We start from the raw sequence: 25,634 nt of genomic DNA, 5'->3' as shown, positions 1-25,634 counted from the left end.
CGGGGACTTCCCACGCCGCCCATCTGTGCGATCGCGGCGGATTACTGATGGGCCGCCAGGTGAGGGAAGTCCCACAAGCCGACCATGAAGCGGAATTTGCTACCGCCATCCACTGCTGCAGCTTCGGGATGTCGCACAAGAGGATGTGGAGGTGTCGCTGGGACGATCAGCGTCGCCGCAGTGACGAGTCGAGCAGCGCGGGCGGAGTGTCGTTCTTCTCGTGTGCGGCGAGATCGGTGCCGGGGGCGACGATGCCGTCGATCGCGTCGAGTACGTCGGCGGAGAGCGTGATGTCTGCGGCGGCGAGCTGCGAGTACAGGTGGTCCAGCGTGCGAGGGCCGACGAGGGCGCTGGTCACGCCGGGGTGCGCGGTCACGAAGCCGAGTGCGAGCTGGATCATCGTCAGGCCGGCGTCGTCGGCGACCTTGGCCAGTTGCTCGACGGCGTCGAGCCTGGCCCGGTTGGAGGGGATGGTGGTGTCGAAGCGCTGCGGCATGAAGGTTGAGCGGCTGGTGGTGATCTCACTGCCCTCGCGGATCGCGCCCGACAGCCAGCCCGAGGCCAGCGGGCTCCACACCATCACTCCGAGCCCGTACTGCTCGGTCACGGGCAGTACGTGGGTCTCGATGCCGCGCTGCAGGATCGAGTAGCTGGGCTGTTCGGTGACGTAACGGCTCAAGCGATGTTCGCGGGCGGCCCACTGGGCTTGCACGATGCGGTAGGCCGGAAAGGTCGAGGAGCCGAAGTAGCGGATCTTTCCCGCGCGCTGCAGGTCGGTCAACGCCGACAGGGTCTCCTCGTCGCTGGTGTTCGAGTCCCACCGGTGGATCTGGTAGAGGTCGACGTGGTCGACGCCGAGCCGACGCAGGCTGTCCTCCAGCGCGGTGACCAGCCAGCGGCGCGAACTGCCCTGGCGATTGCGCTCGTCGCCCATCGGCATGGTCGCCTTCGTGGCCAGCACGATGTCGTCGCGGCGCCCGGTGATGGCCTTGCCGACCATCTCCTCCGACTCGCCGCCGCTGTACACGTCGGCAGTGTCGATCAGGTTGATCCCCGCCTCCAGCGCGGCGTCGACGATGGCTGTGACCTCGTCCTGGGTGGTGCGCCCGATCTTTCCGAAGTTCATCGCGCCGAGCGCGAGGGTACTGACCTGCACACCGGTGCGGCCCAAGATGCGGTACTGCATGACCGTGTCTCCTCATGAGGGGTGAAGCGCGGTGCATTACATGGCTTGGTTACCGGGCTCTGCTCTGACATCATGAGCAAAGCGGAACCTTGTTCCGAAACAATACGGAACAAGGTTCCGCTTTTGCAAGCGGCGAGTGGACGGGTGAGCCAGGTCTCGGCTGAGTGATCTTGAACGAGTGAGGGCCTTCCGGGTTCGGTGTGGATTGCGGCATCTCCACCGAACGACGAAAGGCCCTCGTGCCCCACCGTAATGCACCCCTGACCGAGACCGGACGGCTGCGCCTGGCCCGCTGCGTCGTCGAGGACGGCTGGCCCCTGCGCCGGGCCGCCGAGCGTTTCCAGATCCCGCCGACCACAGCCCAGCGCTGGGCCGACCGCTACCGGGCCTTCGGCGAGGCCGGGATGAGCGACCTCTCCTCCCGCCCGCGCACCAGCCCACGCCGCACGCCGACCCGCACCGAGCGCCGGATCATCAAGGTCCGCATCCTGCGCCGCTGGGGGCCGGCCCGCATCGCACATCTCCTGCGGCTGGTGCCCTCGACCGGCGAGATCCGCCCCGGCATCGACGCGTACCAGCTCATGCGCGGCGTCGGTAACCTCTGCATCGGCGCGGAGAGCGATCCCCGCCACGACGCACGCCGCATGGCCGAACTCCTCGTCGCAGGGCTACGCCGATCACACCACTGACCTCGGCGACCTCGCGCGTGCGGCTCTGCCAAAGAGGTCGCGCGATCGCCGCCCCGGACCGACCGCTCCCCTCGGCCGCTTCGGCACCGCCGAGGAAGCCGCCACCTCGGCCCTCTTCCTGATGGCTAACAGCTACGTCACCGGCCAGATCATCACCATCGATGGCGGCGAAACACTCAGCTGACACCGGCCCCCACCACCCGGCTCAGACCTGAGCATGACTGCAACGCATGCGCAGGTCTGCCCAGTGATCACAGAACGTTGCAACTCCCTGATCACCAGGATCTGTGCCCGCCTTGTCGCCAGGGACTCCCCACGCCGCCTCTCTGCGCGGCCTCTAAGGCTGAACCGGACGCGGGTCGCCCGGGACATGGACCGCGCACTCGGCCCACACGGTCTTGCCCGGCCCCGTCCGCCCGTTCACGCCCCAGCGGTCGGCGACGGCTTCCACCAGGAGCAGGCCTCTCCCACCGTCGGTGTCCGCGGACGGATGACCCGCCGAACCGGGGAACTCCGGGTGCCCCGGGTGGGTGTCGGACACCTCGACGCGGACGAGGCCCGCGGACCGGTCGTACGTGAGCCGCAGCTCGAAGTCGCGTCCCGGGACGTGGCCGTGGAGGGCCGCATTGGAGGCGAGTTCGGCCACGACGAGGGTGACGGTGTAGGAGGCCGGGCTGCCGCAGGGAAGGTGCCACAGGTCGAGCCGGTGGGTGGCGAGTCTGCGGGCGAGCCGTGCGCCGCGACGGGTGGCGGAGAAGCGCTGGGCGAACACACTTACGGTTACGGCCTCTTGGGCCCGTGGTGCTGGCATGCGGCCAGCGTTCCGTGCCGTTCCCAGCCTCAACAGGGACGACACCCATACAGGCGTGGCTGTATCGGCGCACACTCTGGACTGGGTGAGTCACTCCCCGTGACCCTGGGTGGGCCGGGCGGGGTTGAGCGAGGCGTGAACAGGCGGACACGGGAGGCACGCGGCGATGAGGGCGGACCACGGCGGAGGCTGGAACGGCGGCGCGAACGGCACGGAAGCGGAGCTCTCCGACAGTCTGAAGACCTTCGGCGCGGTCCTCAAGGCCCTGCGCGAGGAATCCGGCCTGACACAGGAGGAGTTCGCGGTGCGGGTGCGGTATTCGGCCGCGTACGTCGCCAAGATCGAGCAGGGGAAGCGGTTCCCGCCGGCGGACCTGCCCGCCCGGGCGGAGGAGGTCCTGGGGCCGGTCGCGGTCAAGATCCTCACGGCGGCGGCGAAGAGTCTGACGCGGAGGGCGGGGCTCGCTTCGTGGTTCCGGCAGTGGGCGGGGATCGAGGAGGAGGCGATCTCCTTGTACGCGTATGAGTGCCGGGCGGTTCCTGGGTTGTTGCAGCCGGAGGGGTACGCGCGGGCGGTGTTCGAGCGCAATCTGCCGCCCCTCTCACAGGAGCAGATCGAGCGGCAGGTATGCGCGAGGCTGGAGCGGCAGGAGCTTCTGACCTCGCAGCCGAACACAGCCTTCAGCTTCGTCATCGAGCAAGGCATCCTGGAGCGGTGCGTCGGGGGAACCACCGTCGCCAACGAAGTCATCGACCACCTTCTCCTTGTGGGACAGCGACACAACGTGGAGATCCAGGTCATGCCGCTTCGGCAAGAAGAACACTGTGGCGTCGAGGGACAGATGTACCTCGCTGAGACACCGACTCACCAGTGGATCGGCTACACCGAGGGGCAGCGATCAAGCAACCTGATCACCGCCCCGAACGACCTGAGTGTCCTCCTCCAGCGCTATGGCAAACTGCGTGCCCAGGCCCTGGACTGCCGGGCTACCGTGAGCCTGCTGGAACAGATGCGAGGAGCACTATGAGCACCACTGATCAGCTGCGCTGGTTCAAGAGCAGCTACAGCGGGGGCGAGGGTGACAACTGCGTCGAGGTCGCCGTGCGCCCCGAGGCCATCCACATCCGCGATTCCAAGGACAAGCGCATCCGTCCCCTCGCTGTCGCGCCGACCGCGTGGGCGGCGTTCGCGGCCCACGCGGCCGACGCTTCTCTGGACGACTGAGGTCGCGTAGTAGGTGACGCCAGCGGGCGGGTACAGGAACAGCTCCCGTACCCGCCCGTTGGTCTACGCCCACGTGCCCTACTCCTGCTCGCCCTCACCGAACAGGCTGAGGATGTCGAGCTGCATGTCGCCGCCCTCGACCTCGTCCAGGCCGAACAGGCCTCCGCCCCACTGATCGGGTGCGGACTTGCCCCGCCGCTTCTTCTTGGCCGTCGGTGCGGTCGGATGCTTCGGCGGGCCTCCGGCCGGGATGACGCGGGTCAGCGGGCTGGTGCCCGGAGGGTGGCGCGGGCCCTGAGCGGGGGGCGGGGTGAGGGAGGGGTGGGGGAAGGGCAATCCCTCGGCCATCGCCTCGTAGACGCGGATCCACACGTCCACTCGGTCGCGTGCCGCATCGGGGAGCAGTCCCCCGCCGGAAGACGGAACCACGCAACTGAGCCACCTTACTGCCCCACGCCCCTCCCACCGCCGGTGGTTTCCCGACCTCACGCTCCGGCTTTTCCCAGGGGAGCACGAGCAGCGAGACATGGTTCACTGCTTCCGACGGTCACCACAGGTAAGCGCCCGAAGGGATCTCCACCCGTGCCCCATGACATCGATCCGTCGTTCCTGGCGTTGCCCCTGCGTCCCCTCGCCGACGCCGCGCTCGCGCGGGCGCGGTCGCTCGGGGCGGAGCACGCGGATTTCCGGCTGGAGCGGGTGCGCGACGCGTCCTGGCGGCTGCGGGACGCCAAGCCCGCCGGGTCGTCGGACACCACCGACCTGGGGTACGCGGTGCGCGTGGTGCACGGCGGGACGTGGGGTTTCGCGTCCGGCGTGGATCTCACCCCGGACGCAGCCGCCAAGGTCGCCTCGCAGGCCGTGGCGATGGCGAAGCTGTCCGCCCGGGTGATCGGGGCGGCCGGGTCCGAGGAGAAGGTCGAGCTGGCCGACGAGCCCGTGCACTCCGAGAAGACCTGGGTGTCGTCGTACGAGATCGACCCGTTCACCGTGCCCGACGCGGAGAAGGCCGGGCTGCTGGCCGAGTGGAGCGCGCGGCTGCTGGCGGCGCGCGGGGTGGACCACGTGGACGCCTCCCTGCTCACCGTGCACGAGAACAAGTTCTACGCCGACACCGCGGGGACCGTCACCACGCAGCAGCGGGTGCGGCTCCACCCCGTGTTCACGGCGGTGTCCGTCGACGGTTCGAGCGGCGAGTTCGACTCCATGCGCACCCTCGCGCCGCCCGTGGGGCGTGGCTGGGAGTACCTGACGGGCACCGGCTGGGACTGGGACGACGAGCTGGAGCGGATCCCCGGGCTGCTGGCCGAGAAGATGCGCGCGCCGAGCGTGGAGCCGGGCCTGTACGACCTGGTCGTGGACCCGTCCAACCTGTGGCTGACCATCCACGAGTCCATCGGGCACGCCACCGAGCTGGACCGGGCCCTCGGCTACGAGGCCGCCTACGCCGGAACCTCCTTCGCCACCTTCGACCAGCTCGGCACGCTGCGCTACGGCTCCGAACTGATGAACGTCACCGGTGACCGCACCGCCGAGCACGGACTGGCGACCGTCGGGTACGACGACGAGGGCGTCGAGGCGCAGTCCTGGGACCTGGTGAAGGACGGGACGCTGGTCGGCTACCAGCTGGACCGGCGGATCGCGAGGCTCACCGGCTTCGAGCGGTCCAACGGGTGCGCGTTCGCGGACTCCCCCGGGCACGTGCCGGTGCAGCGCATGGCCAACGTGTCGCTGCGGCCGGATCCGGCCGGGATGTCGACCGAGGACCTGATCGGGGGCGTGGACCGGGGCGTCTACGTCGTCGGCGACCGGTCGTGGAGCATCGACATGCAGCGCTACAACTTCCAGTTCACCGGGCAGCGCTTCCACCGGATCGAGAACGGGCGGCTGGCGGGGCAGCTGCGGGACGTCGCCTACCAGGCCACGACCACCGACTTCTGGGGCTCCATGGCGGCGGTCGGCGGCCCGCAGACCTATGTCCTCGGCGGCGCCTTCAACTGCGGCAAGGCCCAGCCGGGACAGATCGCGGCGGTCTCGCACGGCTGCCCGTCCGCCCTCTTCAAGGGCGTCAACATCTTGAACACCACGCAGGAGGCGGGTCGATGAGCGCGCGTACCAGCAAGCCGCACGAGATCGTCGAGCACGCTCTCGAGCTGTCCCGGGCCGACGGCTGTGTCGTGATCGCCGACGAGCAGTCGAGCGCCAATCTGCGCTGGGCGGGCAACTCGCTCACCACGAACGGTGTCACCCGCGGGCGCACGCTCACCGTCATCGCCACCGTGGACGGCCGGGAGGGCACCGCCTCCGGCGTGGTGTCCCGGTCCGCGGTGACGGCCGACGAGCTGGAGCCCCTGGTGCGGGCCGCCGAGGCCGCCGCGCGGGGCGCGGGTCCGGCCGAGGACGCGCAGCCGCTGGTCACGGGCGTGGCACCGTCCCCCGGGTTCACCGAGGCGCCCGCGGAGACCTCCTCCGCCGTCTTCGCCGGCTTCGCTCCGGCGCTGGGCGAGGCGTTCGCACGCGCGCGGGCCGGCGGCCGGGAGCTGTACGGCTTCGCCCACCACGAGCTGGTCTCCAGCTATCTCGGCACGTCGGCAGGGCTGCGGCTGCGGCACGACCAGCCGAACGGCACGCTGGAGCTGAACGCCAAGTCGCCGGACCGTACGCGGTCGGCCTGGGCGGGGCGGTCCACGCGGGACTTCGAGGACCTCGACCCGGCGGCGCTCGACGCCGAGCTGGCCCTGCGGCTGGGCTGGGCCGAGCGGCGGCTCGAGCTGCCCGCGGGCCGGTACGAGACGCTGCTGCCGCCGACCGCGGTGGCGGACCTGCTGATCTACCAGCTGTGGTCGGCCTCCGGGCGGGACGCGGCCGAGGGGCGCACCGTGTTCTCCGAGCCGGGCGGCGGCACCCGGGTCGGCGAGCGGCTGACCGGGCTGCCGCTGACCCTGCGCAGCGACCCGGACGAGCCGGGCCTGGAGTCGGCGCCGTTCGTGATCGCGCACTCCTCCGGCGGCGACCGGTCGGTGTTCGACAACGGGCTGCCGCTGACGGCCACGGAGTGGATCCGCGCGGGTGAGCTGGCGCACCTGACCACCAGCCGGCACAGCGCGGGACTGACCGGACTGCCCGTGGCCCCCGGGATCGACAACCTGATCCTGGACGGGGGTGAGGGCCGCTCGCTGGAGGAGATGGTCGCGGCCACCGAGCGGGGGCTGCTGCTGACCTGCCTGTGGTACATCCGCGAGGTGGACCCGGCGACCCTGCTGCTCACCGGGCTGACCCGGGACGGTGTCTACCTCGTCGAGAACGGCGAGGTCGTCGGCGAGGTCAACAACTTCCGGTTCAACGAGTCGCCGGTGGACCTGCTGGGCCGGGCCACGGAGGCGGGGCGTACGGAGAAGACGCTGCCCAGGGAGTGGGGCGACTGGTTCACCAGGGCCGCGATGCCCGCGCTGCGGGTCCCCGAATTCAATATGAGTTCCGTCAGCCAGGGCGTATAACCTCGTAGGCGTTCGGAAACCGAAGCAGCACCGAGGAGACGCGAGAACCGTGACGGACATCGTCGACGAGCTGAAGTGGCGCGGGCTGTTCGCCCTGTCCACCGACGAGGACGCCTTGCGCAAGGCGCTCGCGGACGGTCCTGTCACGTTCTATTGCGGCTTCGACCCGACCGCGCCGTCACTGCACGTCGGACACCTGGTGCAGGTGCTCACGGTGCGCCGGCTCCAGCAGGCCGGGCACCGGCCGCTGGCGCTGGTCGGCGGCGCCACGGGCCTGATCGGCGACCCCCGCCCGACGGCGGAGCGCACGCTGAACGACCCGGGGACGGTGTCCGGCTGGGTGGACCGGCTGCGTGGCCAGATCGAGCCGTTCCTGTCCTTCGAGGGCGAGAACGCGGCGGTGATGGTCAACAACCTCGACTGGACGCAGGACCTGTCCGCGATCGAGTTCCTGCGGGACGTCGGCAAGCACTTCCGCGTCAACAAGATGCTGACGAAGGACTCCGTCGCGCGGCGGCTGGAGTCCTCCGAGGGCATCAGCTACACGGAGTTCAGCTACCAGCTCCTGCAGGGCATGGACTTCCTCCAGCTGTACCGGCGTTACGGCTGCACGCTCCAGCAGGGCGGCAGCGACCAGTGGGGCAACCTCACGGCCGGGCTCGACCTGATCCACCGCCTGGAGCCGCACGCCGCGGTGCACGCGCTGGCGACGCCGCTGATGACGAAGGCGGACGGCACCAAGTTCGGCAAGACCGAGGGCGGTGCCGTCTGGCTCGACCCGGAGATGACCACGCCGTACGCGTTCTACCAGTTCTGGCTGAACGTGGACGACCGGGACATCTCGACGTACCTGCGCATTCTGTCCTTCAGGTCCCGCGAGGAGCTGGAGGCGCTGGAGGCGCAGACGGCGGAGCGTCCGCAGGCACGTGCCGCGCAGCGCGCCCTGGCGGAGGAGCTGACGACGCTGGTGCACGGCGCCGGCCAGACGGCCGCCGTGATCGCCGCGTCGAGGGCGCTGTTCGGCCAGGGCGAGCTGGCGGAGCTGGACGAGCGGACGCTGGCGGCGGCCCTCTCGGAGGTGCCGCACGTCCGGGTCGCCGAGCTCGGTCCGGTGGTCGACCTGTTCACGGAGGTCGGCCTGGTGCCCAGCAAGTCGGCCGCGCGGCGCACGGTGAAGGAGGGCGGCGCCTACGTGAACAACGTCAAGGTCACCGCCGAGGACGCCGTCCCCGCGAAGGAGGACCTGCTGCACGGCCGCTGGCTGGTGCTGCGCCGGGGCAAGAAGAACCTGGCGGCGGTGGAGGTCACGGCCGCCTGAGCCCGCGCCCGCCGCACGGGCGCGTCGCGTGAACGTCCGGCGTGCCGCACCGGACGCGCGCGACGTGCCCGCGCGCCCGTCGTGCGTCGGTCAGGTCCGCCGTTCGCGCTTGCCCCGCATCTGCATGTACAGCATGTCGACGACGAACACGATGACGACCGCCGCCACCAGCTGGAAGATGTGCCGGCCCCAGTCGATGCCCGGCGTCTCCCCGATACCGAAGCCCCGCGCGATGGCGTTGCCCGCGATGGCGCCGAGGATGCCGCAGATGGTGGTCAGCCACAGCGGGCTGTGCTGCTTCCCCGGGATGATCGCCTTCGCGATCAGACCGAGCACGAACCCCACGATGATCGCCCACAACCAGCCCATGGCTTCCTCCTGATAGGCCTTGACACGAGCATTACGGCCAGTGTCGACCCGGATCCGTTGTGCCGCATGTCGGCCGGGCCGTACACGCGGCGGCGCAGGCCGGACGGACACACCGGCATACGGGCCGGGGCGTGGACGGGACACGGAACCGGGGCGCCCCTGGTTTCGTGGGCGGCGGGGACGCGGCGTACCGTGGTGGCGTGCGGGCCCGATGTCCCGGTCGGTCGTGGAACGGCCGGAAGCGGGGAGAGTCCGATTCGGGCGGATGGTGGAATGCGATGCGGAAGCAGCATGGCGGCGGCGTCCAGGTGTTCCGGATCACCGGTGCCAGGGCGGGGCTCCAGGAGGATGTGCGCGGGCGGCAGCGCCGGTATGTGATCTCGATGATCGTTCGTACGATCTCGGTCATTCTCGCGGCCACGCTCTGGAACGTGGAACGGCACGTCGCGATCGTGGCGCTGGTTCTCGGCATGGTGTTGCCGTACGTCGCGGTGGTGATCGCCAACGCCGGGCGTGAAAACTCGCCGTCGCTGCCGTCCGCCTACCTGACGCCGCAGGCGCGGCCGATGATCACATCGTCACGGACGAATGACGGTGCGGCGGAATCCGGGACGGAAGATGTGGCGCCCGGGCCCGCCCCCGACGCACGAACGGAGCGGCCCGAGCCGTCATGGCCTTCGGGACATGACCATGACCGGCCGTGAGCGGAAGACACTAATTCGCCAAGCTCAAGAAAAGCTCAGATCAATCATGTTGTTCCGGTGCCAGCGGCGGGGTGACCCGTGACATACTTCGTACGCGCTCCGCATCCCCCGTCGGAGCGACAGACCGACGCCGGGCAGCTCCCCCCGTGGCTGCTCGGCGTCGCCTTTCTTTTCTCTTTCCCCCTCTTTTTCGCGCGCTCTCCCCCCGCTTGCGCGCTTTTCCCGTGGGACGTCGCACTGCGCCGATCGGGTTAGGGTCGGCGGTGTGATGGACCCTGATCCCGAGACGCCGATCTGTTCCGCGAAGGGCTGCCGCGCCGCCGCCGTGTGGGTGCTCGCCTGGAACAACCCGAAGCTGCACACACCGGAGCGCCGCAAGACCTGGCTCGCGTGCGAGGAGCACCGGGAGCAGCTGTCGCAGTTCCTCGGTGTGCGCGGATTCCTGAAGGACGTCGTGCGCTTCGAGGAGTGGAAGGCGCCCGAAGGAACGTGAGGGCCGCTCCGGGGAGGGCACCGCTCCGCGGAGCCTCTCGGGAGCGGCTCTCAACCGCCGATCGCCGACATCGGGCGGTCCGGCTGGACGAAGGACGGGTCGTCGAGGCCGGCTCCCGCCTTCTTTCCCCACATGGCCAGCTTCCAGATCCGTGCGATCTCCTCGTCGGGGGCGTCGGAGCGCAGGGCGGCACGCAGGTCCGTCTCCTCGGAGGCGAACAGGCACGTGCGTATCTGTCCGTCGGCGGTGAGGCGGGTGCGGTCGCAGGCCGCGCAGAACGGCCGGGTGACGGAGGCGATGACGCCGACGCGGTGCGGGCCGCCGTCGACCAGCCAGCGCTCGGCCGGAGCCGAACCCCGGGCCTCCTCGCCCTCGGGGGTCAGCTCGAAGCGGGTGCGCAGGGAGGTGAGGATGTCGCCGGCGGTGATCATGCCGTCGCGCTTCCAGCCGTGCTGGGCGTCCAGGGGCATCTGCTCGATGAAGCGCAGCTCGTAGTCGTGCTCCACGGCCCAGGCGAGCAGGTCGGGGGCCTCGTCGTCGTTGAGCCCCGGCATCAGGACCGAGTTGACCTTCACCGGGGTCAGGCCGGCCTCGCGGGCCGCGTGCAGGCCGTCGAGGACGTCCTGGTGGCGGTTGCGGCGGGTGAGTGTCTTGAAGACGTCCGGGCGGAGCGTGTCCAGCGAGACGTTGACCCGGTCCAGGCCGGCCTGCTTCAGGGCCGCCGCCGTGCGGCCGAGGCCGATGCCGTTGGTGGTGAGGGACATCTGGGGGCGGGGCCGCAGGGCGGCGACGCGCTCGACGATGCCGACCAGGCCGGGGCGGAGCAGGGGCTCACCCCCGGTGAAGCGGACCTCCTCGACACCGAGGGAGGTGACGGCGATGCCGACCAGGCGGACGATCTCGTCGTCCGTCAGCAGGTCGGGCTTGGCCAGCCACTGCAGGCCCTCCTCGGGCATGCAGTAGGTGCACCGCAGATTGCACCGGTCGGTCAGTGACACCCTCAGGTCGGTGGCCACCCGGCCGTACGTATCGATGAGCACGTGGGCCCCCTCCCTCCGCTCGGATCACTCATGCTCCGTACCCGCGAGCCTACGTGACGCCACCGACAAGCCGCAGTACCCCTGTACGACACGATGCGACGAGATGTGCGACGGCCGCGTCGCAGGGGACCTCCGGGGGTCTCCTGCGACGCGGCCGAAAGGGGCGCCGATCGATTCGGTCGGGTCGGTCGGGTCGGTCAGTGGGCGCCGGTGCCGGTCAGTGACCGGACCTCCAGCTCCGCGAACTTCTTGGCGTCGGGTTCCTCCTTCGACAGGACGGTGCCGAGCCAGCCCATCAGGAAGCCGAACGGGATGGAGATGATGCCCGGGTTCTTCAGCGGGAACCACGCGAAGTCGACGTCGGGGAACATCGCGGTCGGGGCGCCCGACACCACGGGCGAGAACAGCACCAGGCCGACGGCGACGACGAGACCGCCGTAGATCGACCACAGGGCGCCCTGGGTGGTGAACCGCTTCCAGAACAGGCTGTAGAGGATCGTCGGCAGGTTGGCGGAGGCGGCGACCGCGAAGGCCAGTGCGACCAGGCCGGCCACGTTCAGGTCGCGGGCGAGGGCGCCCAGACCGATGGAGACGACGCCGATGAAGACGGTCGCCCAGCGGGCCGCGCGGACCTCCTCCGCGCCGGTGGCCTCCCCCTTGCGGATGACGTTGGCGTAGATGTCGTGCGCGAAGGAGGACGACGAGGCGAGGGTGAGGCCGGCGACCACGGCGAGGATCGTGGCGAAGGCGACCGCCGAGATGGTGGCGAGCAGGATCGCACCCCAGGCCGAGTCGACACCGCCCAGGTGCAGGGCGAGCAGCGGGGCGGCCGTGTTGCCGGACGGGTTGGAGGCGATGATCTCGTCCTGGGAGATCAGCGCGGCGGCGCCGAAGCCGAGGGCGATGGTCATCAGGTAGAAGCCGCCGATGATGCCGATGGCCCAGTTCACGGACTTACGGGCGGCCTTGGCGTTGGGCACCGTGTAGAAGCGGATCAGGATGTGCGGCAGGCCGGCGGTGCCGAGCACCAGGGCGATGCCGAGCGAGAGGAAGTCCAGCTTGGTGGTGCCGTCCGCGCCGTACTGGAGGCCGGGCTCGAGGAAGGCGTCGCCCTTGCCGCTGTTCTCGGCGGCGCTGCCCAGCAGGTCGGAGATGTTGAAGTTGAACTTCAGCAGCACCAGGAAGGTGATCAGGATGGTGCCGCCGATGAGCAGCACGGCCTTGACCATCTGCACCCAGGTGGTGCCCTTCATGCCGCCGATGGAGACGTACACGATCATCAGGAGACCGACGAGGGCGACGATGAGGATCTTGCCCGCGTCGGAGGTGATGCCGAGGAGCAGCGAGACGAGCACGCCGGCGCCCGCCATCTGGGCCAGCAGGTAGAAGATCGAGACGACGATGGTGGAGGTGCCCGCGGCGGTGCGCACGGGGCGCTGGCGCATGCGGTAGGCGAGGACGTCGCCCATGGTGTAGCGGCCGGAGTTCCGCAGGGGCTCGGCGACCAGGAGCAGGGCGACCAGCCAGGCGACCAGGAACCCGATGGAGTAGAGGAAGCCGTCGTAGCCGAAGAGGGCGATGGCGCCCGCGATGCCGAGGAAGGACGCGGCCGACATGTAGTCGCCGGAGACCGCGAGCCCGTTCTGGAAGGCGCTGAACTGGCGGCCGCCCGCGTAGAAGTCGGCGGCGCTCTTGGTCTGGCGGCCCGCCCACACGGTGATGCCGAGGGTCGCGAGGACGAACAGCGCGAACAGGGTGATGATGAGCGGGCGGTGCTCGCTCGCCTCGTTCGCGGCGAGCTGGACTGTGGTGATCGAGGGGCTCATGCGCCGCCCTCCATACGTGTCTTGATGGCCTCGGCCTTGGGGTCGAGATGGGTGGCGGCGTGCCGGGAGTACCACCACGCGATGAGGAACGTGGTGACGAACTGCAGGACGCCGAAGACGAAGGCGACGTTGATGTTGCCGAACAGCCTGGCGCCCATGAAGCCGCCCGCGTAGTTCGAGAGCAGCACGTACAGCAGGTACCAGACGATGAAGCCGACGGTCAGGGGGAAGGCGAAGGAGCGGTAGGAGCGGCGCAGTTCACCGAACTCAGCGCTCTCCTGCACCTCGGTGAACTCCTCGGGCGTGGGGAGTTCGTGCTGCTCTGCTGAGGGGGGCGGTGCTTCGGCGGCCACGGAGTCTCCTCGCGGTGCGGGTGCGGGTCGGACGGGGACGGGGGCGAGTGTCCTCGCGCTCCCTGCAGAACGTCACGGCGCCACGCGAGGACCGGTTCACCCCTGCGGGCTTCTTTTGCGTGGACCTTTTCCGAAGACATGGTCGGCAAAGCGTTGCTGGCCGACGACAGCGCGGGATAGCTTCGCACTGCACCGCCCGTCATGTACCTGCCCGAGCACCACCTGTGCCTCGGGCCGTTTCGTTTCCGGATGATGTGGAGATCCCATGGCTCATCTGCGTTCCAGACGCCGGCTCGCCCTCGCCGTGCCCGTCGCGCTGTCCCTGACCGTCTCGCTCGGCTTCCTGCCGGCGACGGCCTCGGCGGTTCCGCAGACGGAATCGACCGCAACCGGACGGGCGAACGAGCAGGCGGCGGAGCGGGCGACGGACGCCCCCGGTCTGGCGTACGTCGTCAACACCAGGACGGACCGCCGCACGATCGCGTCGGTAAAGAGGGCGGTCGCCGCGGCCGGCGGGACCGTCGTGGTCACGTACGACCGGATCGGCGTGATAGTCGTCCACTCGGCGAACCCGGGCTTCGCCCAGGAGATGCGCACCGTGCGCGGGGTGCAGTCGGCCGGTGCGACCCGCACCGCACCGCTGGTCCCCGCGGGGACGACGGACGAGGGCGCGGCGGACCACGTGACGGCCGAGGAGGCCGCCAGGACACGGGCCGTCTCCGCGCGGACCCCCGGCAGCGAGCCGCTCGAGGCCGACCAGTGGGACCTGCGCGCGATCGGCGCCGACAAGGCCGCGCAGATCAACCCGGGCAGCCGCGAGGTGACCGTCGCCGTGATCGACACCGGCGTGGACGACTCGCACCCCGACCTCGAGCCGAACTTCTCCGCCGCCCAGTCGGCCAACTGCGTCGGCGGCAAGGCCGACACCAGCGAGGGCGCCTGGCGCCCGTACACGGACGAGGACTACCACGGCACCCACGTCGCCGGTGAGATCGCCGCGGCCCGCAACGGCGTCGGCGTCGCCGGTGTCGCGCCCGGCGTCAAGGTCGCGTCCATCAAGGTGAGCGACCCGGACAACGGGCTGTTCTACCCGGAGAACGTCGTCTGCGCCTTCGTGTTCGCCGCCGACCACGGCGTGGAGATCACGAACAACAGCTACTACGTCGACCCGTGGCTCTACAACTGCGTGGACGACCCGGACCAGCGGGCGATCGTCGACGCGGTCGACCGGGCCCGGAGGTACGCCCAGCGCAAGGGCACCCTGCACGTCGCGTCGGCCGGCAACTCCAACCACGACCTGGCCTCGGACGCGATCGACGACGCCTCCAGCCCCAACGACACCACCCCGGTCGAGCGCACCATCGACCCGTCCGAGTGCCTCGACCTGCCGACCCAGCTCCCCGGCGTGGTCACGGTCAGCGCGACGGGCGTGCAGAACCTCAAGTCGTACTACTCCACGTACGGCAAGGGTGTCGTCGACGTGGCCGCGCCGGGCGGCGACGGGCGCTACCAGACGCCCGACACCCCCTCGAAGAACGGCCGCATCCTGTCCACCATGCCGAACGGCGGGTACGCCTTCCTGCAGGGCACCTCGATGGCCGCGCCGCACGCCGCCGGTGTCGCCGCGCTGCTGAAGTCCAAGCACCCGTGGGCGTCCCCGGCCATGCTCCAGGCGCTGCTGAAGGCGCAGGCGAACAATCCGGGCTGCCCGGAGTCGTACGACCAGAACGGCGACGGCGTGCAGGACGCGACGTGCGAGGGTGGCAGCCGGGTCAACGGCTTCTACGGCGCCGGCATCGTCGACGCGCTGCGCGCGGTGAAGCGGTGACGCCTTAGTCATCCTGTCGTACCTGTGAGGGTGAGGGCCGGGCCGTCATGTGCCCGGCCCTCACCCTGTCGATACCGCATGGTGCACCCATGACCGACACCGACCGCCGCTCCCCCCGTTCCCGCCCCGGCCCCGGCCTCGCGGCCGCCTGGTCCTCGGTGGGCGGAGACCCGGCCCTGCTCACCCGCGTGACGACCGTCGAGCGGCCCGAAGGGCTTCCCGCGCGGCTGCCGGTGCGGGAGTTGGCGCGCGCCTGCGTGGGAGCGTGCGCGCTGGCCGCGGCCGAACTGGGGGCGCGACGGGCGGGACCCCGTCGTCCCGGGGGCCCTGCACTCCCCGGGACGCCCGCTGTGCGGGTGGACGACGGGGCGGTGGCGGCGGCGTTCGCCAGTGAGCGGCATCTGCTGGTCGGCGGGCGGGCTCCGGTGGCCTTCGCCCCGCTGTCGCGGTTCTGGCGGACGGCCGACGGATGGGTGCGCACGCACGCCAACTACCCGCACCACCGGGCCCGGCTGCTCGCCGCGCTGGGCACGTCCGGCGAGCCGGAGGCGGTGGCCGCGGCACTCGCCGCGCGGTCGGCCGCGGAGGTCGAGGAGACCGTGTACGCCGCCGGGGGCCTCGCCGTCGCTCTGCGCACCCCCGCCGGGTGGGCGTCGCACGAGCAGGCGGCGGCCGTGGCGCGGCGGCCGCTGGTGGAGCGCGGGCGGCTGGATTGCGCGCCCGCGCGGGTGCTCGGCCCCGCGGGCCGCGATCCGCTGCTGCCCGCGGCGGGACTGCGGGTGCTGGACCTGACCCGGGTCGTCGCGGGCCCTGTCGCCACCCGCACGCTCGCCCTGCTCGGCGCGGACGTGCTGCGCCTGGACCCGCCGGGGCTGCCCGAACTCCCCGACCAGCACATCGACACGGGGTTCGGGAAGCGCTCGGCCCTGCTGGATCTGGCGGCCGGCCGGGACACGTTCGAGGAACTGCTCGCGGTGGCGGACGTGGTGGTCACCGGGTACCGGCCGGGATCCCTGGAACGCCTGGGACTGAGCCCCGAGGAGCTGGCCGAGCGCCGGCCCGGCGTGGTCGTGGCCGAGCTGTCGGCGTGGGGTGCGTACGGGCCGTGGGGCGGCCGGCGCGGCTTCGACAGCCTGGTGCAGGCGGCCACGGGGATCGCGGTGAGCGAGGGTCCGGCCGGGCGGCCGGGGACGCTGCCGGCGCAGGCCCTCGACCACGGCACCGGCTATCTGCTGGCGGCGGCGGTGCTGCGGGCGCTGACCGAGCAGGAGGACGAGGGCGGCAGCCGGTTCGTACGACTGGCGCTGGCGCGGACGGCGGCCTGGCTGCTGGAGGGGGCCTCGCCCACGCGTGCGCCGGAGGGCGAAACGGCCGCGGAAGGCGTCTTTGTCCCCGGTCCGGCTGCGGGCGGTTCCGCCGACGGCTGGCTCACGGAGACGGACAGTGCCCTGGGGAGGCTGCGGTACGCCCGCTCCCCGGTGTCGTTCGCCGGCGGCCCCCGCGACTGGACCCGCCCGCCCCGGCCGTGGGGTGCCGACGCGGCTCGATGGGCGTGACGGCCAGTCAGCCGGGGCACTGGACAAGGCCTTCGCATGACCTACGCCCCACATCCTCCCCCGCGCTTGCCCGTTCTGTGAGCCCTTGTGAAGATCCTGGGGTGACTCTGACCAATCCCGGCTCCGGGGCGACCGGTGCGCACAGGGGTGCGCGTCGTTCCGGTACCGGCCCGGCCGCCGCCGTCATCGTGCTGGTGGCCCTGGCCGCGCTGATACCGTTCCTCGGCCCGTCTCCGGCCCTGCACGGCACAGGTGAGGCCGCCGCGCCCGGCACCGGCGGCATAGCCCTGCTGCGGACGGTGCTGTTCGCGGCGCTGGCCGTACCCGCCGGCGAGCTGTTCGTGAAACGGCTGCTGCGGTCCGTGCCCGACGCTCCTCCGGCCGTGCCGCACGGCTGGTCCCCCGTCGCGAACTGCGCCGGGTTCGTGGCCGCCCTCGGGCTCGCCTCCGTCGTGGCCACCGGGAACCTGGTGCCCGACAGCCTCGCCGCCATCGACGTGGGCGGCCTGTACGACTCGCGGGAGGGCAGGCTCGCCCTCCTGGAGGTCAACGCGTTCCTCGCCGCGGCCCTGTGCGCCGCCTCCGGCCGTCCGGGGACGCAGGTCTGGCCGCTGGCCGCGGTCGTCGTCGCCGAGGCCCTGCGCGCGCACCCCGGGACCGAGTACACCCCGCTGATCGGCTCCGGGCTGACGCTGGTCCATCTGGTCTGTGCCTCGCTCTGGGCCGGCGGCCTGCTGTACGCGCTGCGCACGATGCGCGCGTGGCGGAACTCGCCGGCGGGCGGCGTGCTGCTGGGGCTGTACGCGCGCGTGGCGGCCGTCCTGCTCGTCGCCGTCACGGCGACCGGGGTGTGCAGTTCGCTGCGCCGGATGCCCCCGGGGACGGTCCTGGAACAGCTGACGGACACGGCGTACGGGCGTGTGCTGCTCGCCAAGGTGATCCTGATGGCCGGGGTCGCGGCCCTCGCCCTGTGGGCCCGGATCCGGCTGGCCCGCGCGGCCGATCCGTCGAGTGCCCGTACTCCCGCGTGGGCGGAGGCGTACGTCCTGGCCCTGGTGGTGGCGGTGTCGGGTCTCCTGACGGCGCTGCCGGTGCCGATCCGCTGGTGAGGGCCGGGCGCCGGGGCGCCCTCTGCTCGAAGAGCTCGGGGGAGGACGGGCCGGCTCCCGCGTCTTCGGCACGGTCCGCCGGACAGGCCCCGCGCCCCGGTGGCCCCCGACGGGGTCCCCTCCGGGCGGGCCGGGCCCACGGCGGGGGCGCCGCCCGCCGTACCGCGCGGGACCACGCGTCGCGCCCGCGCGGTACCTGACGGACAGGGCTGTCGGCGGCGGCCCGTATCCTCGTGAACCATGCTCGAAGACCTCACGACCGAAGCGTCCTCCCCCGGCGCGTGGCCGGCCGCGTATCCGCAGGGGTACGCGGTCGTCGACGTGGAGACCACGGGGCTCGCCCGGGACGACCGCATCATCTCGGCGGGTGTCTACCAGCTGGACGCGCGCGGCGAGGTCGAGGACCACTGGTACACGGTGGTCGATCCGGAGCGGGACCCCGGACCGGTGTGGATCCACGGCCTGACGAGCGAGTCGCTCGAAGGGGCGCCCCTCTTCGCCGACATCGCCGGGGAGTTCGCCACCCGGCTGGAGGGCCGGGTGCTCGTCGCGCACAACGCCGTCTTCGACTGGCAGATGATCGCCCGCGAGTACGCGCGCGCCCGCGCGCAGGCGCCGGTGAAGCAGCGGCTGTGCACGATCGCCCTCTCCAAGGAGCTCGCGCTGCCGCTGCCCAACCACAAACTGGAGTCGCTCGCCGCGCACTTCGGGGTGGTTCAGCGGCGCGCGCACCACGCGCTGGACGACGCGCGGGTGCTGGCGGAGGTCTTCCGGCCCAGCCTGCGGACCGCGGCGGCGCGCGGTGTGCGGCTGCCCCTGCTCGAGTGCCTGCCGCTGACGGAGTGGACGGACCGGCCCCGCCTCGGGCAGCCGGCGGGCCACGGCGGCGGTCACCGGCCCGCCGGCTGGCGCACGTCCCGCAAGCGGCCCGCGTGCCCGTACCCCAACCCGGGCCGGTACGCACCGGACAGGCCGCTCAAGCAGGGCATGCGGGTCGCCTTCTCCGGCGACACCTCCGTGGAGCGGGACCTGCTGGAGGACCGGGCGACCGAGGCCGGGCTGCATGTCGCCACCAGCATCTCCCGGCTGACCAGCCTCCTGGTCACCAACGATCCGGACTCGGGCACGTCCAAGGTGGTCAAGGCCCGACAGTACGGCACCCCGGTCGTGGACGAGGCGGCTTTCGGGCAGTTGCTGGGCGACGTCGAACCCGCTTCGGAGGGCTGACCCCGTCGGCGTACGGGTGATTGACGGGCGACTCGCCCACCGCCCGCTCGCCCTGCGCCGGACCGACGGCCCACCCTGTGGCGCATGGCGACATGCGAAGTATGCGGCAACAGTTACGGAATGACCTTCGAGGTCCATGCCCAGGGCGCGGTACACGTCTTCGACTGCTTCTCCTGCGCGATCCACCGCATGGCCCCGATCTGCGAGCACTGCCGGGTGCAGATCATCGGCCAGGGAGTGGAGGCCGAGGGCCACTGGTACTGCGGTGCCCACTGCGCCCGCGCGGAGGGGAGGGCGGGGATCGTGGACCGGGTGTGAGGACGTACCCGCCTGAATGCACCCCACGGCCCTGGTTGTACGGTCGTGGGGTGTACCGCTTCCTGTTGTCCCGCCAGTGGGTGATCCTCACTCTCCTGGCACTCGTGCTGATCCCGACGATGGTCGAGCTGGGCTTCTGGCAGTTGCACCGCCACGAGCACCGGGTGGCCCTGAACCGGGTGATCGCCGACTCCCTGGCCGCGAAGCCGGTGCCCGCCGAGTCCCTGACCGCGCCCGGAGCGAAGGTCGGCGACGACGACCTGTACCGCAGCGTGACGGCGAAGGGCAGCTTCGACACCTCCGACGAGGTCGTCGTGCGCCGCCGCACCAACGCGGACGAGGAGGTCGGCTACCACGTCCTGACCCCCTTCGTCCTCGACGACGGCAGGACCCTGCTGGTCAACCGGGGCTGGATCCCCGCGGACGGTCCGAGCCAGACCGCGTTCCCGGAGGTCCCCGCCCCGCCCGGGGGCGAACTCACCATCACCGGGCGGCTGATGCAGGACCAGACGACCGAGGACAGCGGCATCAAGAACCTCGAGGGCCTGCCGGACCGGCAGATCATGCTGATCAACAGTGAGCTGGAGGCCGACCGGCTCGGCGAGGAGGTCCTCGGCGGCTACGTGGACCTCACCGACCCCGGGCCGAGCGGTGGCACCCCGGAGCCGGTCCCCTCCCCCGAGCACGACGCGATCGGCCCGCACCTGGCGTACGCCTGGCAGTGGTGGCTGTTCGCCGCGGGCGTCCCCGTCGGCTGGGTGGTCCTGGTCCGCCGCGAGGCCCGCGAGCGGGCGGAGGAGGCGGAGCAGGAGGCAGGCGCCACGGCGGACGCCGAGGACACGCAGGACACGGAACCCGCGGCGGTGTAGCCCGTCACTCACCCGGCTCCCCCTTGATTGCCGCACCCGGCTGCCGGGCATCCGCACCTCGTGCACGCTATCGAGGACTACGCGCTCATCGGTGACGAACAGACCGCTGCCCTGGTGGGCGCGGACGGCTCCGTCGACTGGCTCTGCCTGCCCCGCTTCGACTCCGGCGCCTGCTTCGCCCGGCTGCTCGGCGACGAGAACAACGGACACTGGCGCATCGCTCCCGTCGGCGCCGAGCGCTGCTCCCGCCGCGCCTACCGCCCGGACACCCTCGTCCTGGACACCGAGTGGGAGACCGACGAGGGCCTGGTGCGCGTCACGGACCTGATGCCGCAGCGCGACCGCGCACCCGACCTGGTGCGCATCGTGGAGGGCGTACGCGGTGAGGTGACCGTCCGCAGCACGCTCCGGCTGCGCTTCGACTACGGCTCGGTGGTGCCCTGGATACGCAGGACGGACGGCCACCGGGTGGCGGTCGCCGGGCCGGACTCGGTGTGGCTGCGCATGGAGCCCGAGGTACGCAGCTGGGGCGAGGACCGCACCACGTACTGCGAGTTCACGGTCGCGCCGGGCGAGCAGGTCGCCTTCGTCCTCACCTGGCACCCCTCGCACGAGCCGCGCCCGCCGCTGGTCGACCCGTACACCTCGCTGCGGCACAGCATCGAGGACTGGCGCGCGTGGGCGTCCCACTGCCGGTACGACGGCCCGCACCGGGACGAGGTGGTGCGGTCCCTGATCACACTCAAGGCCCTCACCTACTCGCCCACCGGCGGGATCGTCGCCGCGCCCACCACCTCCCTGCCGGAGGAGTTGGGCGGAGTACGCAACTGGGACTACCGCTACTGCTGGCTGCGCGACTCCACGATGACCCTGAGCGCGCTGCTGGCGGCCGGGTACCAGGAGGAGGCGGAGGCCTGGCGCAACTGGCTGCTGCGCGCGGTGGCCGGCGACCCGGGAGACCTCCAGATCATGTACGGGGTGGCGGGTGAGCGGCGGCTGCCCGAGTACGAACTGCCGTGGCTGTCCGGCTTCGGCGGTTCCACCCCGGTCCGGATCGGCAACGACGCCGTCGCCCAGCTCCAGCTGGACGTGTACGGGGAGGTCGTGGACACGCTGGCGCTGGCCCGGCGTTCGGGCCTGTCCCCGAGGCCGGACGTGTGGGCGCTGCAGAGGGTGCTGCTGGACTTCCTGCGCTCGGCGTGGCGGCTGCCCGACGAGGGGCTGTGGGAGGTGCGCGGCGGCCGACGGCACTTCGTGCACTCCAAGGTGATGGTGTGGGTGGCCGCCGACCGTTCCGTGCGCGCCCTGGAGGAGGACCCCGGCCTCGAGGGCGACGTCGACAGCTGGCGCGCGCTGCGCGACGAGGTGCACCGCGAGGTGTGCGAGAAGGGGTACGACCCGGCGCGGAACACCTTCACGCAGTACTACGGCTCGCGGGAACTCGACGCCTCGCTGCTGCTGATCCCGCGTACGGGTTTCCTGCCGCCCGACGATCCGCGGGTGATCGGCACCATCGACGCGATCCGCGCGGAGCTGGGACCGGACGGGTTCGTCCGCCGCTACACCGCGGACGGCACCGGGGTCGACGGTCTGCCCGGCGTGGAGGGCACCTTCCTGGTGTGCTCGTTCTGGCTCGCGGACGCCCTGCACATGACGGGCCGGACCGAGGAGGCGCACGAGCTGTTCGAACGGCTGATGGGGCTGGCCAACGACGTGGGGCTGCTGGCGGAGGAGTACGACCCGGCGAGCGGGAGGCTGCTGGGCAACTTCCCGCAGGCGTTCAGTCACATCGGCCTGGTGAACACCGCTCTCACGCTGTTCGGCGACCGGAAGGCAGAATAGACGCCATGGATCTTGGGCTGAAGGGCCGGGTGTACGTCGTCACCGGAGCGACCCGCGGGCTGGGCAGGGCCACCGCGCGCGAGCTGGTCGCCGACGGCGCGAAGGTGGTCGTCACGGGACGGGGGGAGGAGGACGTCGCCGAGGCGGCCGCCGATCTGGGACCGGACGCGGTCGGCGTGGCGGTCGACAACGCCGATCCCGAGGCGGCGGCACGGCTGATCGGCACCGCGCGTGAACGCTTCCACCGTTTCGACGGCATCCTCGTCAGCGTGGGCGGCCCCCCGCCCGGGTTCGTCGCCGACACCACCGACGAACAGTGGCGGTCGGCGTTCGAGTCGGTGTTCCTGGGCGCGGTGCGGCTGGCCCGGGCCGCCGCGGCGGAGCTGGGCGAGGGCGGTGTCATCGGCTTCGTGCTGTCCGGCTCTGTGCACGAGCCGCTGGCCGGCCTGACCATCTCCAACGGGCTGCGCCCGGGGCTGGCCGGCTTCGCCAAGTCCCTCGCGGACGAGCTGGGCCCGCGCGGCATCCGTGTCGTGGGCGTGCTCCCGGGACGCATCGACACGGACCGCGTCCGTGAGCTCGACTCCCTCTCCGCCGACCCGGAGGCCACCCGCCAGGCGGCCCAGTCCCGCATCCCGCTGCGCCGCTACGGCACCCCGGCGGAATTCGGCCGCACCGCGGCCTTCCTCCTCTCCCCGGCCGCCTCCTACGTCACGGGCGTCATGGTCCCGGTGGACGGCGGGGTACGGCACGGGTTCTAGCCGCCGGCCGGGCGAAGCCCCGGCGGCGGGCGGGCTCCGGGGCCGGCGGCCCAGCCGGAAGCCGGGGCCGGGGCCGGGCCCCGAACCCGGACGGCGGGGCCGGCGGCTCGACCGACCGGTCCTCCCGGGGCGTCTGGAGCCGGGCCCGGCCGGCCGCACGGTTCGAAGGCCGGTCCCGTGTCTTTGAACCGACGGTTCCTCCGGGCTCGGCGGCTCAGCTGACCCGTTCCGGACGGTGTTTGACGGACCGGAGGCGGACCTCGGTCGGGAAGGTGCCGAGGCCCGTCGACTCGCGGGCGTGGGTCAGGGCTCCGGTGGTGAACCCGTCCAGCACGGTGCCGGGGTCGGCATGGGGTTCCAGGAGCAGGCGGGCGCGGGTCCGCGGGAGGCCGCGGCGGCGGGTCAGCCGTACGTGAGCCTGTCCGACCCCGTCCAGCCGGCCCGCCTCATGGGCCAGTGCGGTCTCCAGCGCCCGGCCGCGCAGCACCGCTTCGTCGCCGTCGCCGGTGGCGACGAACACCTCGGCGAGCCGTCGTCGGCGCACCACCGCGACCAGCCACCACAGCAGGAGCAGGACGAGGACCGCGAGCGCGGCGATCACGACCGGCCACCACCAGCCCGTGTCCCGCCACCGGGTCCGCTCGGCCTCGTCCAGCAGCACGTCGTGCCGTCCGCCGTGCAGCCACCACGACGGCGCCGGTACTCCCAGCCCGACGGCCAGCACGGCCCCGCCGAGGGCCACCAGGAGCAGCCCCACGATCCCGAGCAGGACACGGTTGACGATCCTGATCACCGCCCTCACCCCTTCCGGCCGGGACGCCGTACCCGTACCGCCAACACGGGCGGCCGGGACAGCGTCATGCCCCTGACCGCGTCGGCGAGCACCGCGCGCAGGTCGGCCCGTACCTCGTCCAGTTCACGGAAGTGCGACACCGCGCGGACGTCGGCCCGCCTGCGGGTCACCCGCACGCGTACCGACCGCACCCCGGGGACCTCCACGGCCCGGTCCCGCAGTACCGTCACCGCCGCGTCCCGGTCGAGGCCGGCGCGGACGTCGGGGCGGGGGCGGCGCATCGGGAGCAGGGACCGCAGCCCGGGGGTGAGGGCCAGCAGGAGCAGCCAGAGCCCCAGGAGGGCGGCGACTCCGGCGCCCAGCAGCACCCAGAAGTCGTCCAGGGGCCGCCCGGCCAGTTGGTCGGCGAGTTCCCGGCGCCAGCTCATCGCGGGCCGGTCGGCGCGCACCGCGGCGATGTCGTACAGGAACGCGGCGACGATCACCAGGAGCAGCAGCGCGAGCAGGCCGGCGGGGATCCTGCGGGCCGACCAGAAGCGACGGGGACCCGCGCCCGCGGCGTCGTCCGGCTCGGGCGGCGGCGGTTTCTCCAGGACGGTGCCCGTGGCCTCCTCGACAGGGCCGGGTCCGCTCATCGGGTCCTCCCCAGGGCCGTGTCGAGGGCCGTCGCCACATGCAGCCGCTCCACCTGGACGACGACCTCCGGTACCTGCATGCCCGCCAGCGTGGACACCCGTGCGGTCACCTGTCGGCGCACCTCTCCGCACCGGCCGCCGATGTCACCGGGATAGCCGAGTTCGACATGGACCCGGACCCGCGCGGTGTCGTCGTGGTGGACGACGACCGTGGCGTACGGCGCCTCGGCGTCCGGGGGCAGCGGCCCGACCGCCTCGCGGGCCGCCTGGGAGGCGATCTTCGCGACCACCCGGTCGGCGATCCTGGTCGCACCGCGCTCACGCGGCTCCACGACGGCCGGGGCGCCCCCGGCTTCGGCCTCCCCCGTGCGCACCGGTCTCACGGAGGTCACCGCCGCCGATTGGCACGGGTACGGAAGAAGTCGCCGAACTCCAGGTCCCCCTCGAGGAACCGCCCGACAACGAAACCGATGGCGCCCAGGGCCGCCACCAGCAAGAATGCACCGAATCCGCCGAAGTATCCGGCGAAGCCCAGTGCCATGCCGGCGATCATGCCGGCCACGGCCATGCTCATGGTGCGCTCCTCAGTTCCTCGAACTCCTCAGCGGTTCGCCGTCCTCGCGGCCGGGGACACCCGTTCGCCGCGCGGTTCCTCACTGGAGGCGGCTTTCCGAGTCCTCGTCCTCCTCGTCCGGCAGCTTCACGTCGCTCACCGCGATGTTGACCTCGACCACCTCGAGGCCCGTCATCCGCTCGACCGCCGCGACGACGTTCTCCCGTACGGCTTTGGCGACGTCGACGATGGAGACGCCGTAGTCGACGATGATCTCCAGGTCGAGCGCGGTCTGCACCTCGCCGACCTCGACCTTCACTCCGCGGGTCACCGATTTCGACCCGCCCGGCACCCGGTCGCGCACGGCTCCGAAGGTCCGGGACAGGCCGCTGCCCATGGCGTGCACGCCGAACACGTCCCGCGCGGCGAGGCCCGCGATCTTCTCCACGACACCGTCGGCGATCGTGGTACGGCCTCGGGTGGCGGCGTCGCCTCCGCCGCGCCGGGCACCGGGGCCTTTGCGTGCGGAGGTGTCCGGCCCGGTCTTCTCGAGGTCGGCGGCCCGCGTGGAGCCGCCGTCCGTGGTGTCGCTCATCGCCGTACGTCCCTTCCGATCGTCGTCCACGGGAACCA

28 protein-coding genes and 2 pseudogenes are annotated in these 25,634 nt (G+C 71.8%); 18 read left to right on the top strand and 12 right to left on the bottom strand.

Going from position 1 to position 25,634, the window contains the following annotated elements; translation table 11 throughout:
* Positions 1–166: 166 nt before the first annotated feature.
* Positions 167–1,186, bottom strand: coding sequence for an aldo/keto reductase (locus tag ORI94_RS04155; protein WP_266072474.1), 1,020 nt, complete (start codon positions 1,184–1,186; stop codon positions 167–169).
* Positions 1,187–1,425: 239 nt separating this feature from the next.
* On the opposite strand from ORI94_RS04155, the pseudogene ORI94_RS04150 reads away from it, so the two are divergent.
* The 3 genes and pseudogenes from ORI94_RS04150 to ORI94_RS35295 form a co-directional block, all read left to right on the top strand.
* Positions 1,426–1,731, top strand: a pseudogene (locus ORI94_RS04150) (helix-turn-helix domain-containing protein); the annotation flags it as partial.
* A pseudogene (locus ORI94_RS04145) lies at positions 1,729–1,875 on the top strand (TetR family transcriptional regulator); the annotation flags it as partial. The pseudogenes ORI94_RS04150 and ORI94_RS04145, both read left to right, overlap by 3 nt.
* Positions 1,808–2,059 carry an SDR family oxidoreductase gene (locus ORI94_RS35295; RefSeq protein ID WP_323056022.1) on the top strand — a complete coding sequence of 84 codons (252 nt, stop codon included), beginning with the start codon at positions 1,808–1,810 and terminating at the stop codon, positions 2,057–2,059. The pseudogene ORI94_RS04145 and the gene ORI94_RS35295, both read left to right, overlap by 68 nt.
* Before the next feature lie 153 nt (positions 2,060–2,212).
* Here the strand turns inward: ORI94_RS35295 and ORI94_RS04135 are convergent, their stop codons facing one another.
* Positions 2,213–2,686 (bottom strand): ATP-binding protein, encoded by a 474-nt coding sequence (locus ORI94_RS04135; RefSeq protein ID WP_266072472.1) that lies wholly within the window; start codon positions 2,684–2,686, stop codon positions 2,213–2,215.
* 166 nt (positions 2,687–2,852) lie between these two features.
* On the opposite strand from ORI94_RS04135, the gene ORI94_RS04130 reads away from it, so the two are divergent.
* Positions 2,853–3,713: a helix-turn-helix domain-containing protein gene (locus tag ORI94_RS04130; RefSeq protein ID WP_266072470.1), complete on the top strand. Its 861-nt coding sequence runs from the start codon at positions 2,853–2,855 to the stop codon at positions 3,711–3,713.
* Positions 3,710–3,910 carry a DUF397 domain-containing protein gene (locus ORI94_RS04125; RefSeq protein ID WP_266072468.1) on the top strand — a complete coding sequence of 67 codons (201 nt, stop codon included), beginning with the start codon at positions 3,710–3,712 and terminating at the stop codon, positions 3,908–3,910. The genes ORI94_RS04130 and ORI94_RS04125 overlap by 4 nt, the downstream gene beginning before the upstream one ends.
* A gap of 78 nt (positions 3,911–3,988) precedes the next feature.
* Here ORI94_RS04125 and ORI94_RS04120 read toward each other — a convergent pair whose 3' ends face one another.
* Complete coding sequence (locus ORI94_RS04120) at positions 3,989–4,339, bottom strand: hypothetical protein (RefSeq protein WP_266072467.1); 351 nt, start codon at positions 4,337–4,339, stop codon at positions 3,989–3,991.
* Between the two features lie 153 nt (positions 4,340–4,492).
* Between ORI94_RS04120 and ORI94_RS04115 the strand changes: the two genes are divergently transcribed.
* Genes ORI94_RS04115 through tyrS form a run of 3 tightly spaced genes read left to right on the top strand, consistent with a single transcriptional unit; the run spans position 4,493 to position 8,725 of the window.
* The gene (locus ORI94_RS04115; RefSeq protein WP_266072466.1) at positions 4,493–6,016 is read left to right on the top strand and encodes a TldD/PmbA family protein; all 1,524 of its coding nucleotides are present in this window, start codon (positions 4,493–4,495) and stop codon (positions 6,014–6,016) included.
* Positions 6,013–7,407, top strand: coding sequence for a metallopeptidase TldD-related protein (locus tag ORI94_RS04110; protein WP_266072465.1), 1,395 nt, complete (start codon positions 6,013–6,015; stop codon positions 7,405–7,407). The genes ORI94_RS04115 and ORI94_RS04110 overlap by 4 nt, the downstream gene beginning before the upstream one ends.
* 49 nt (positions 7,408–7,456) lie before the next feature.
* Positions 7,457–8,725 carry a tyrosine--tRNA ligase gene (gene tyrS / locus ORI94_RS04105; protein WP_266072463.1) on the top strand — a complete coding sequence of 423 codons (1,269 nt, stop codon included), beginning with the start codon at positions 7,457–7,459 and terminating at the stop codon, positions 8,723–8,725.
* A 90-nt stretch (positions 8,726–8,815) separates the two neighbouring features.
* Here the strand turns inward: tyrS and ORI94_RS04100 are convergent, their stop codons facing one another.
* Positions 8,816–9,094 (bottom strand): GlsB/YeaQ/YmgE family stress response membrane protein, encoded by a 279-nt coding sequence (locus ORI94_RS04100; protein ID WP_266072461.1) that lies wholly within the window; start codon positions 9,092–9,094, stop codon positions 8,816–8,818.
* 278 nt (positions 9,095–9,372) lie between these two features.
* On the opposite strand from ORI94_RS04100, the gene ORI94_RS04095 reads away from it, so the two are divergent.
* Both ORI94_RS04095 and ORI94_RS04090 read left to right on the top strand, forming a co-directional pair.
* The gene (locus tag ORI94_RS04095) at positions 9,373–9,798 is read left to right on the top strand and encodes a DUF3099 domain-containing protein (protein ID WP_266072460.1); all 426 of its coding nucleotides are present in this window, start codon (positions 9,373–9,375) and stop codon (positions 9,796–9,798) included.
* A gap of 268 nt (positions 9,799–10,066) precedes the next feature.
* A complete protein-coding gene (locus ORI94_RS04090; protein WP_266072566.1) occupies positions 10,067–10,291 on the top strand; it encodes a hypothetical protein in 225 nt (74 codons plus the stop codon).
* A 50-nt stretch (positions 10,292–10,341) separates the two neighbouring features.
* On the opposite strand, the gene moaA is transcribed toward ORI94_RS04090, so the two are convergent.
* The 3 genes from moaA to ORI94_RS04075 all read right to left on the bottom strand — a co-directional run bounded on the left by moaA (position 10,342) and on the right by ORI94_RS04075 (position 13,510).
* Positions 10,342–11,331: a GTP 3',8-cyclase MoaA gene (gene moaA, locus ORI94_RS04085; protein ID WP_266072458.1), complete on the bottom strand. Its 990-nt coding sequence runs from the start codon at positions 11,329–11,331 to the stop codon at positions 10,342–10,344.
* 197 nt (positions 11,332–11,528) lie between these two features.
* The gene (locus ORI94_RS04080) at positions 11,529–13,157 is read right to left on the bottom strand and encodes a cation acetate symporter (RefSeq protein ID WP_266072456.1); all 1,629 of its coding nucleotides are present in this window, start codon (positions 13,155–13,157) and stop codon (positions 11,529–11,531) included.
* The gene (locus tag ORI94_RS04075; RefSeq protein WP_266072453.1) at positions 13,154–13,510 is read right to left on the bottom strand and encodes a DUF485 domain-containing protein; all 357 of its coding nucleotides are present in this window, start codon (positions 13,508–13,510) and stop codon (positions 13,154–13,156) included. The genes ORI94_RS04080 and ORI94_RS04075 overlap by 4 nt, the downstream gene beginning before the upstream one ends.
* 265 nt (positions 13,511–13,775) lie before the next feature.
* On the opposite strand from ORI94_RS04075, the gene ORI94_RS04070 reads away from it, so the two are divergent.
* From ORI94_RS04070 to ORI94_RS04035, 8 genes are all read left to right on the top strand, one after another.
* The gene (locus tag ORI94_RS04070) at positions 13,776–15,338 is read left to right on the top strand and encodes a S8 family peptidase (protein ID WP_266072451.1); all 1,563 of its coding nucleotides are present in this window, start codon (positions 13,776–13,778) and stop codon (positions 15,336–15,338) included.
* Positions 15,339–15,427: 89 nt separating this feature from the next.
* On the top strand, positions 15,428–16,894 hold the full coding sequence (locus tag ORI94_RS04065) for a CoA transferase (RefSeq protein ID WP_266072449.1): 1,467 nt from the start codon (positions 15,428–15,430) through the stop codon (positions 16,892–16,894).
* A gap of 101 nt (positions 16,895–16,995) precedes the next feature.
* The gene (locus tag ORI94_RS04060) at positions 16,996–18,003 is read left to right on the top strand and encodes a CopD family protein (protein ID WP_266072447.1); all 1,008 of its coding nucleotides are present in this window, start codon (positions 16,996–16,998) and stop codon (positions 18,001–18,003) included.
* A 240-nt stretch (positions 18,004–18,243) separates the two neighbouring features.
* Positions 18,244–19,230 (top strand): DEDDh family exonuclease, encoded by a 987-nt coding sequence (locus tag ORI94_RS04055; protein ID WP_266072445.1) that lies wholly within the window; start codon positions 18,244–18,246, stop codon positions 19,228–19,230.
* A gap of 84 nt (positions 19,231–19,314) precedes the next feature.
* Positions 19,315–19,548, top strand: coding sequence for a hypothetical protein (locus ORI94_RS04050; protein WP_145870071.1), 234 nt, complete (start codon positions 19,315–19,317; stop codon positions 19,546–19,548).
* 50 nt (positions 19,549–19,598) lie between these two features.
* Positions 19,599–20,417, top strand: coding sequence for an SURF1 family protein (locus ORI94_RS04045; protein WP_266072439.1), 819 nt, complete (start codon positions 19,599–19,601; stop codon positions 20,415–20,417).
* Positions 20,418–20,477: 60 nt separating this feature from the next.
* On the top strand, positions 20,478–22,259 hold the full coding sequence (locus tag ORI94_RS04040; RefSeq protein ID WP_266072437.1) for a glycoside hydrolase family 15 protein: 1,782 nt from the start codon (positions 20,478–20,480) through the stop codon (positions 22,257–22,259).
* Positions 22,260–22,264: 5 nt separating this feature from the next.
* Positions 22,265–23,020: an SDR family oxidoreductase gene (locus ORI94_RS04035; protein ID WP_266072435.1), complete on the top strand. Its 756-nt coding sequence runs from the start codon at positions 22,265–22,267 to the stop codon at positions 23,018–23,020.
* Positions 23,021–23,234: 214 nt separating this feature from the next.
* On the opposite strand, the gene amaP is transcribed toward ORI94_RS04035, so the two are convergent.
* The 5 genes from amaP to ORI94_RS04010 all read right to left on the bottom strand — a co-directional run bounded on the left by amaP (position 23,235) and on the right by ORI94_RS04010 (position 25,596).
* Complete coding sequence (amaP, locus tag ORI94_RS04030; RefSeq protein WP_266072433.1) at positions 23,235–23,822, bottom strand: alkaline shock response membrane anchor protein AmaP; 588 nt, start codon at positions 23,820–23,822, stop codon at positions 23,235–23,237.
* Entirely contained in the window at positions 23,819–24,448 is a 630-nt protein-coding gene (locus tag ORI94_RS04025) for a DUF6286 domain-containing protein (RefSeq protein ID WP_266072431.1), read from the bottom strand. The genes amaP and ORI94_RS04025 overlap by 4 nt, the downstream gene beginning before the upstream one ends.
* Positions 24,445–24,831 (bottom strand): hypothetical protein, encoded by a 387-nt coding sequence (locus ORI94_RS04020; protein ID WP_266072565.1) that lies wholly within the window; start codon positions 24,829–24,831, stop codon positions 24,445–24,447. The genes ORI94_RS04025 and ORI94_RS04020 overlap by 4 nt, the downstream gene beginning before the upstream one ends.
* A gap of 5 nt (positions 24,832–24,836) precedes the next feature.
* Positions 24,837–25,022, bottom strand: coding sequence for a hypothetical protein (locus tag ORI94_RS04015; protein WP_266072430.1), 186 nt, complete (start codon positions 25,020–25,022; stop codon positions 24,837–24,839).
* Positions 25,023–25,101: 79 nt separating this feature from the next.
* Positions 25,102–25,596, bottom strand: a complete 495-nt coding sequence (locus tag ORI94_RS04010; RefSeq protein WP_266072564.1) for an Asp23/Gls24 family envelope stress response protein — start codon at positions 25,594–25,596, stop codon at positions 25,102–25,104.
* Positions 25,597–25,634: the final 38 nt, after the last annotated feature.

It is taken from the genome of Streptomyces sp. NEAU-W12, assembly GCF_026242095.1.
Classification (GTDB): Bacteria; Actinomycetota; Actinomycetes; order Streptomycetales; family Streptomycetaceae; genus Streptomyces.
This window is presented reverse-complemented; position numbering and strand designations above follow the sequence as displayed.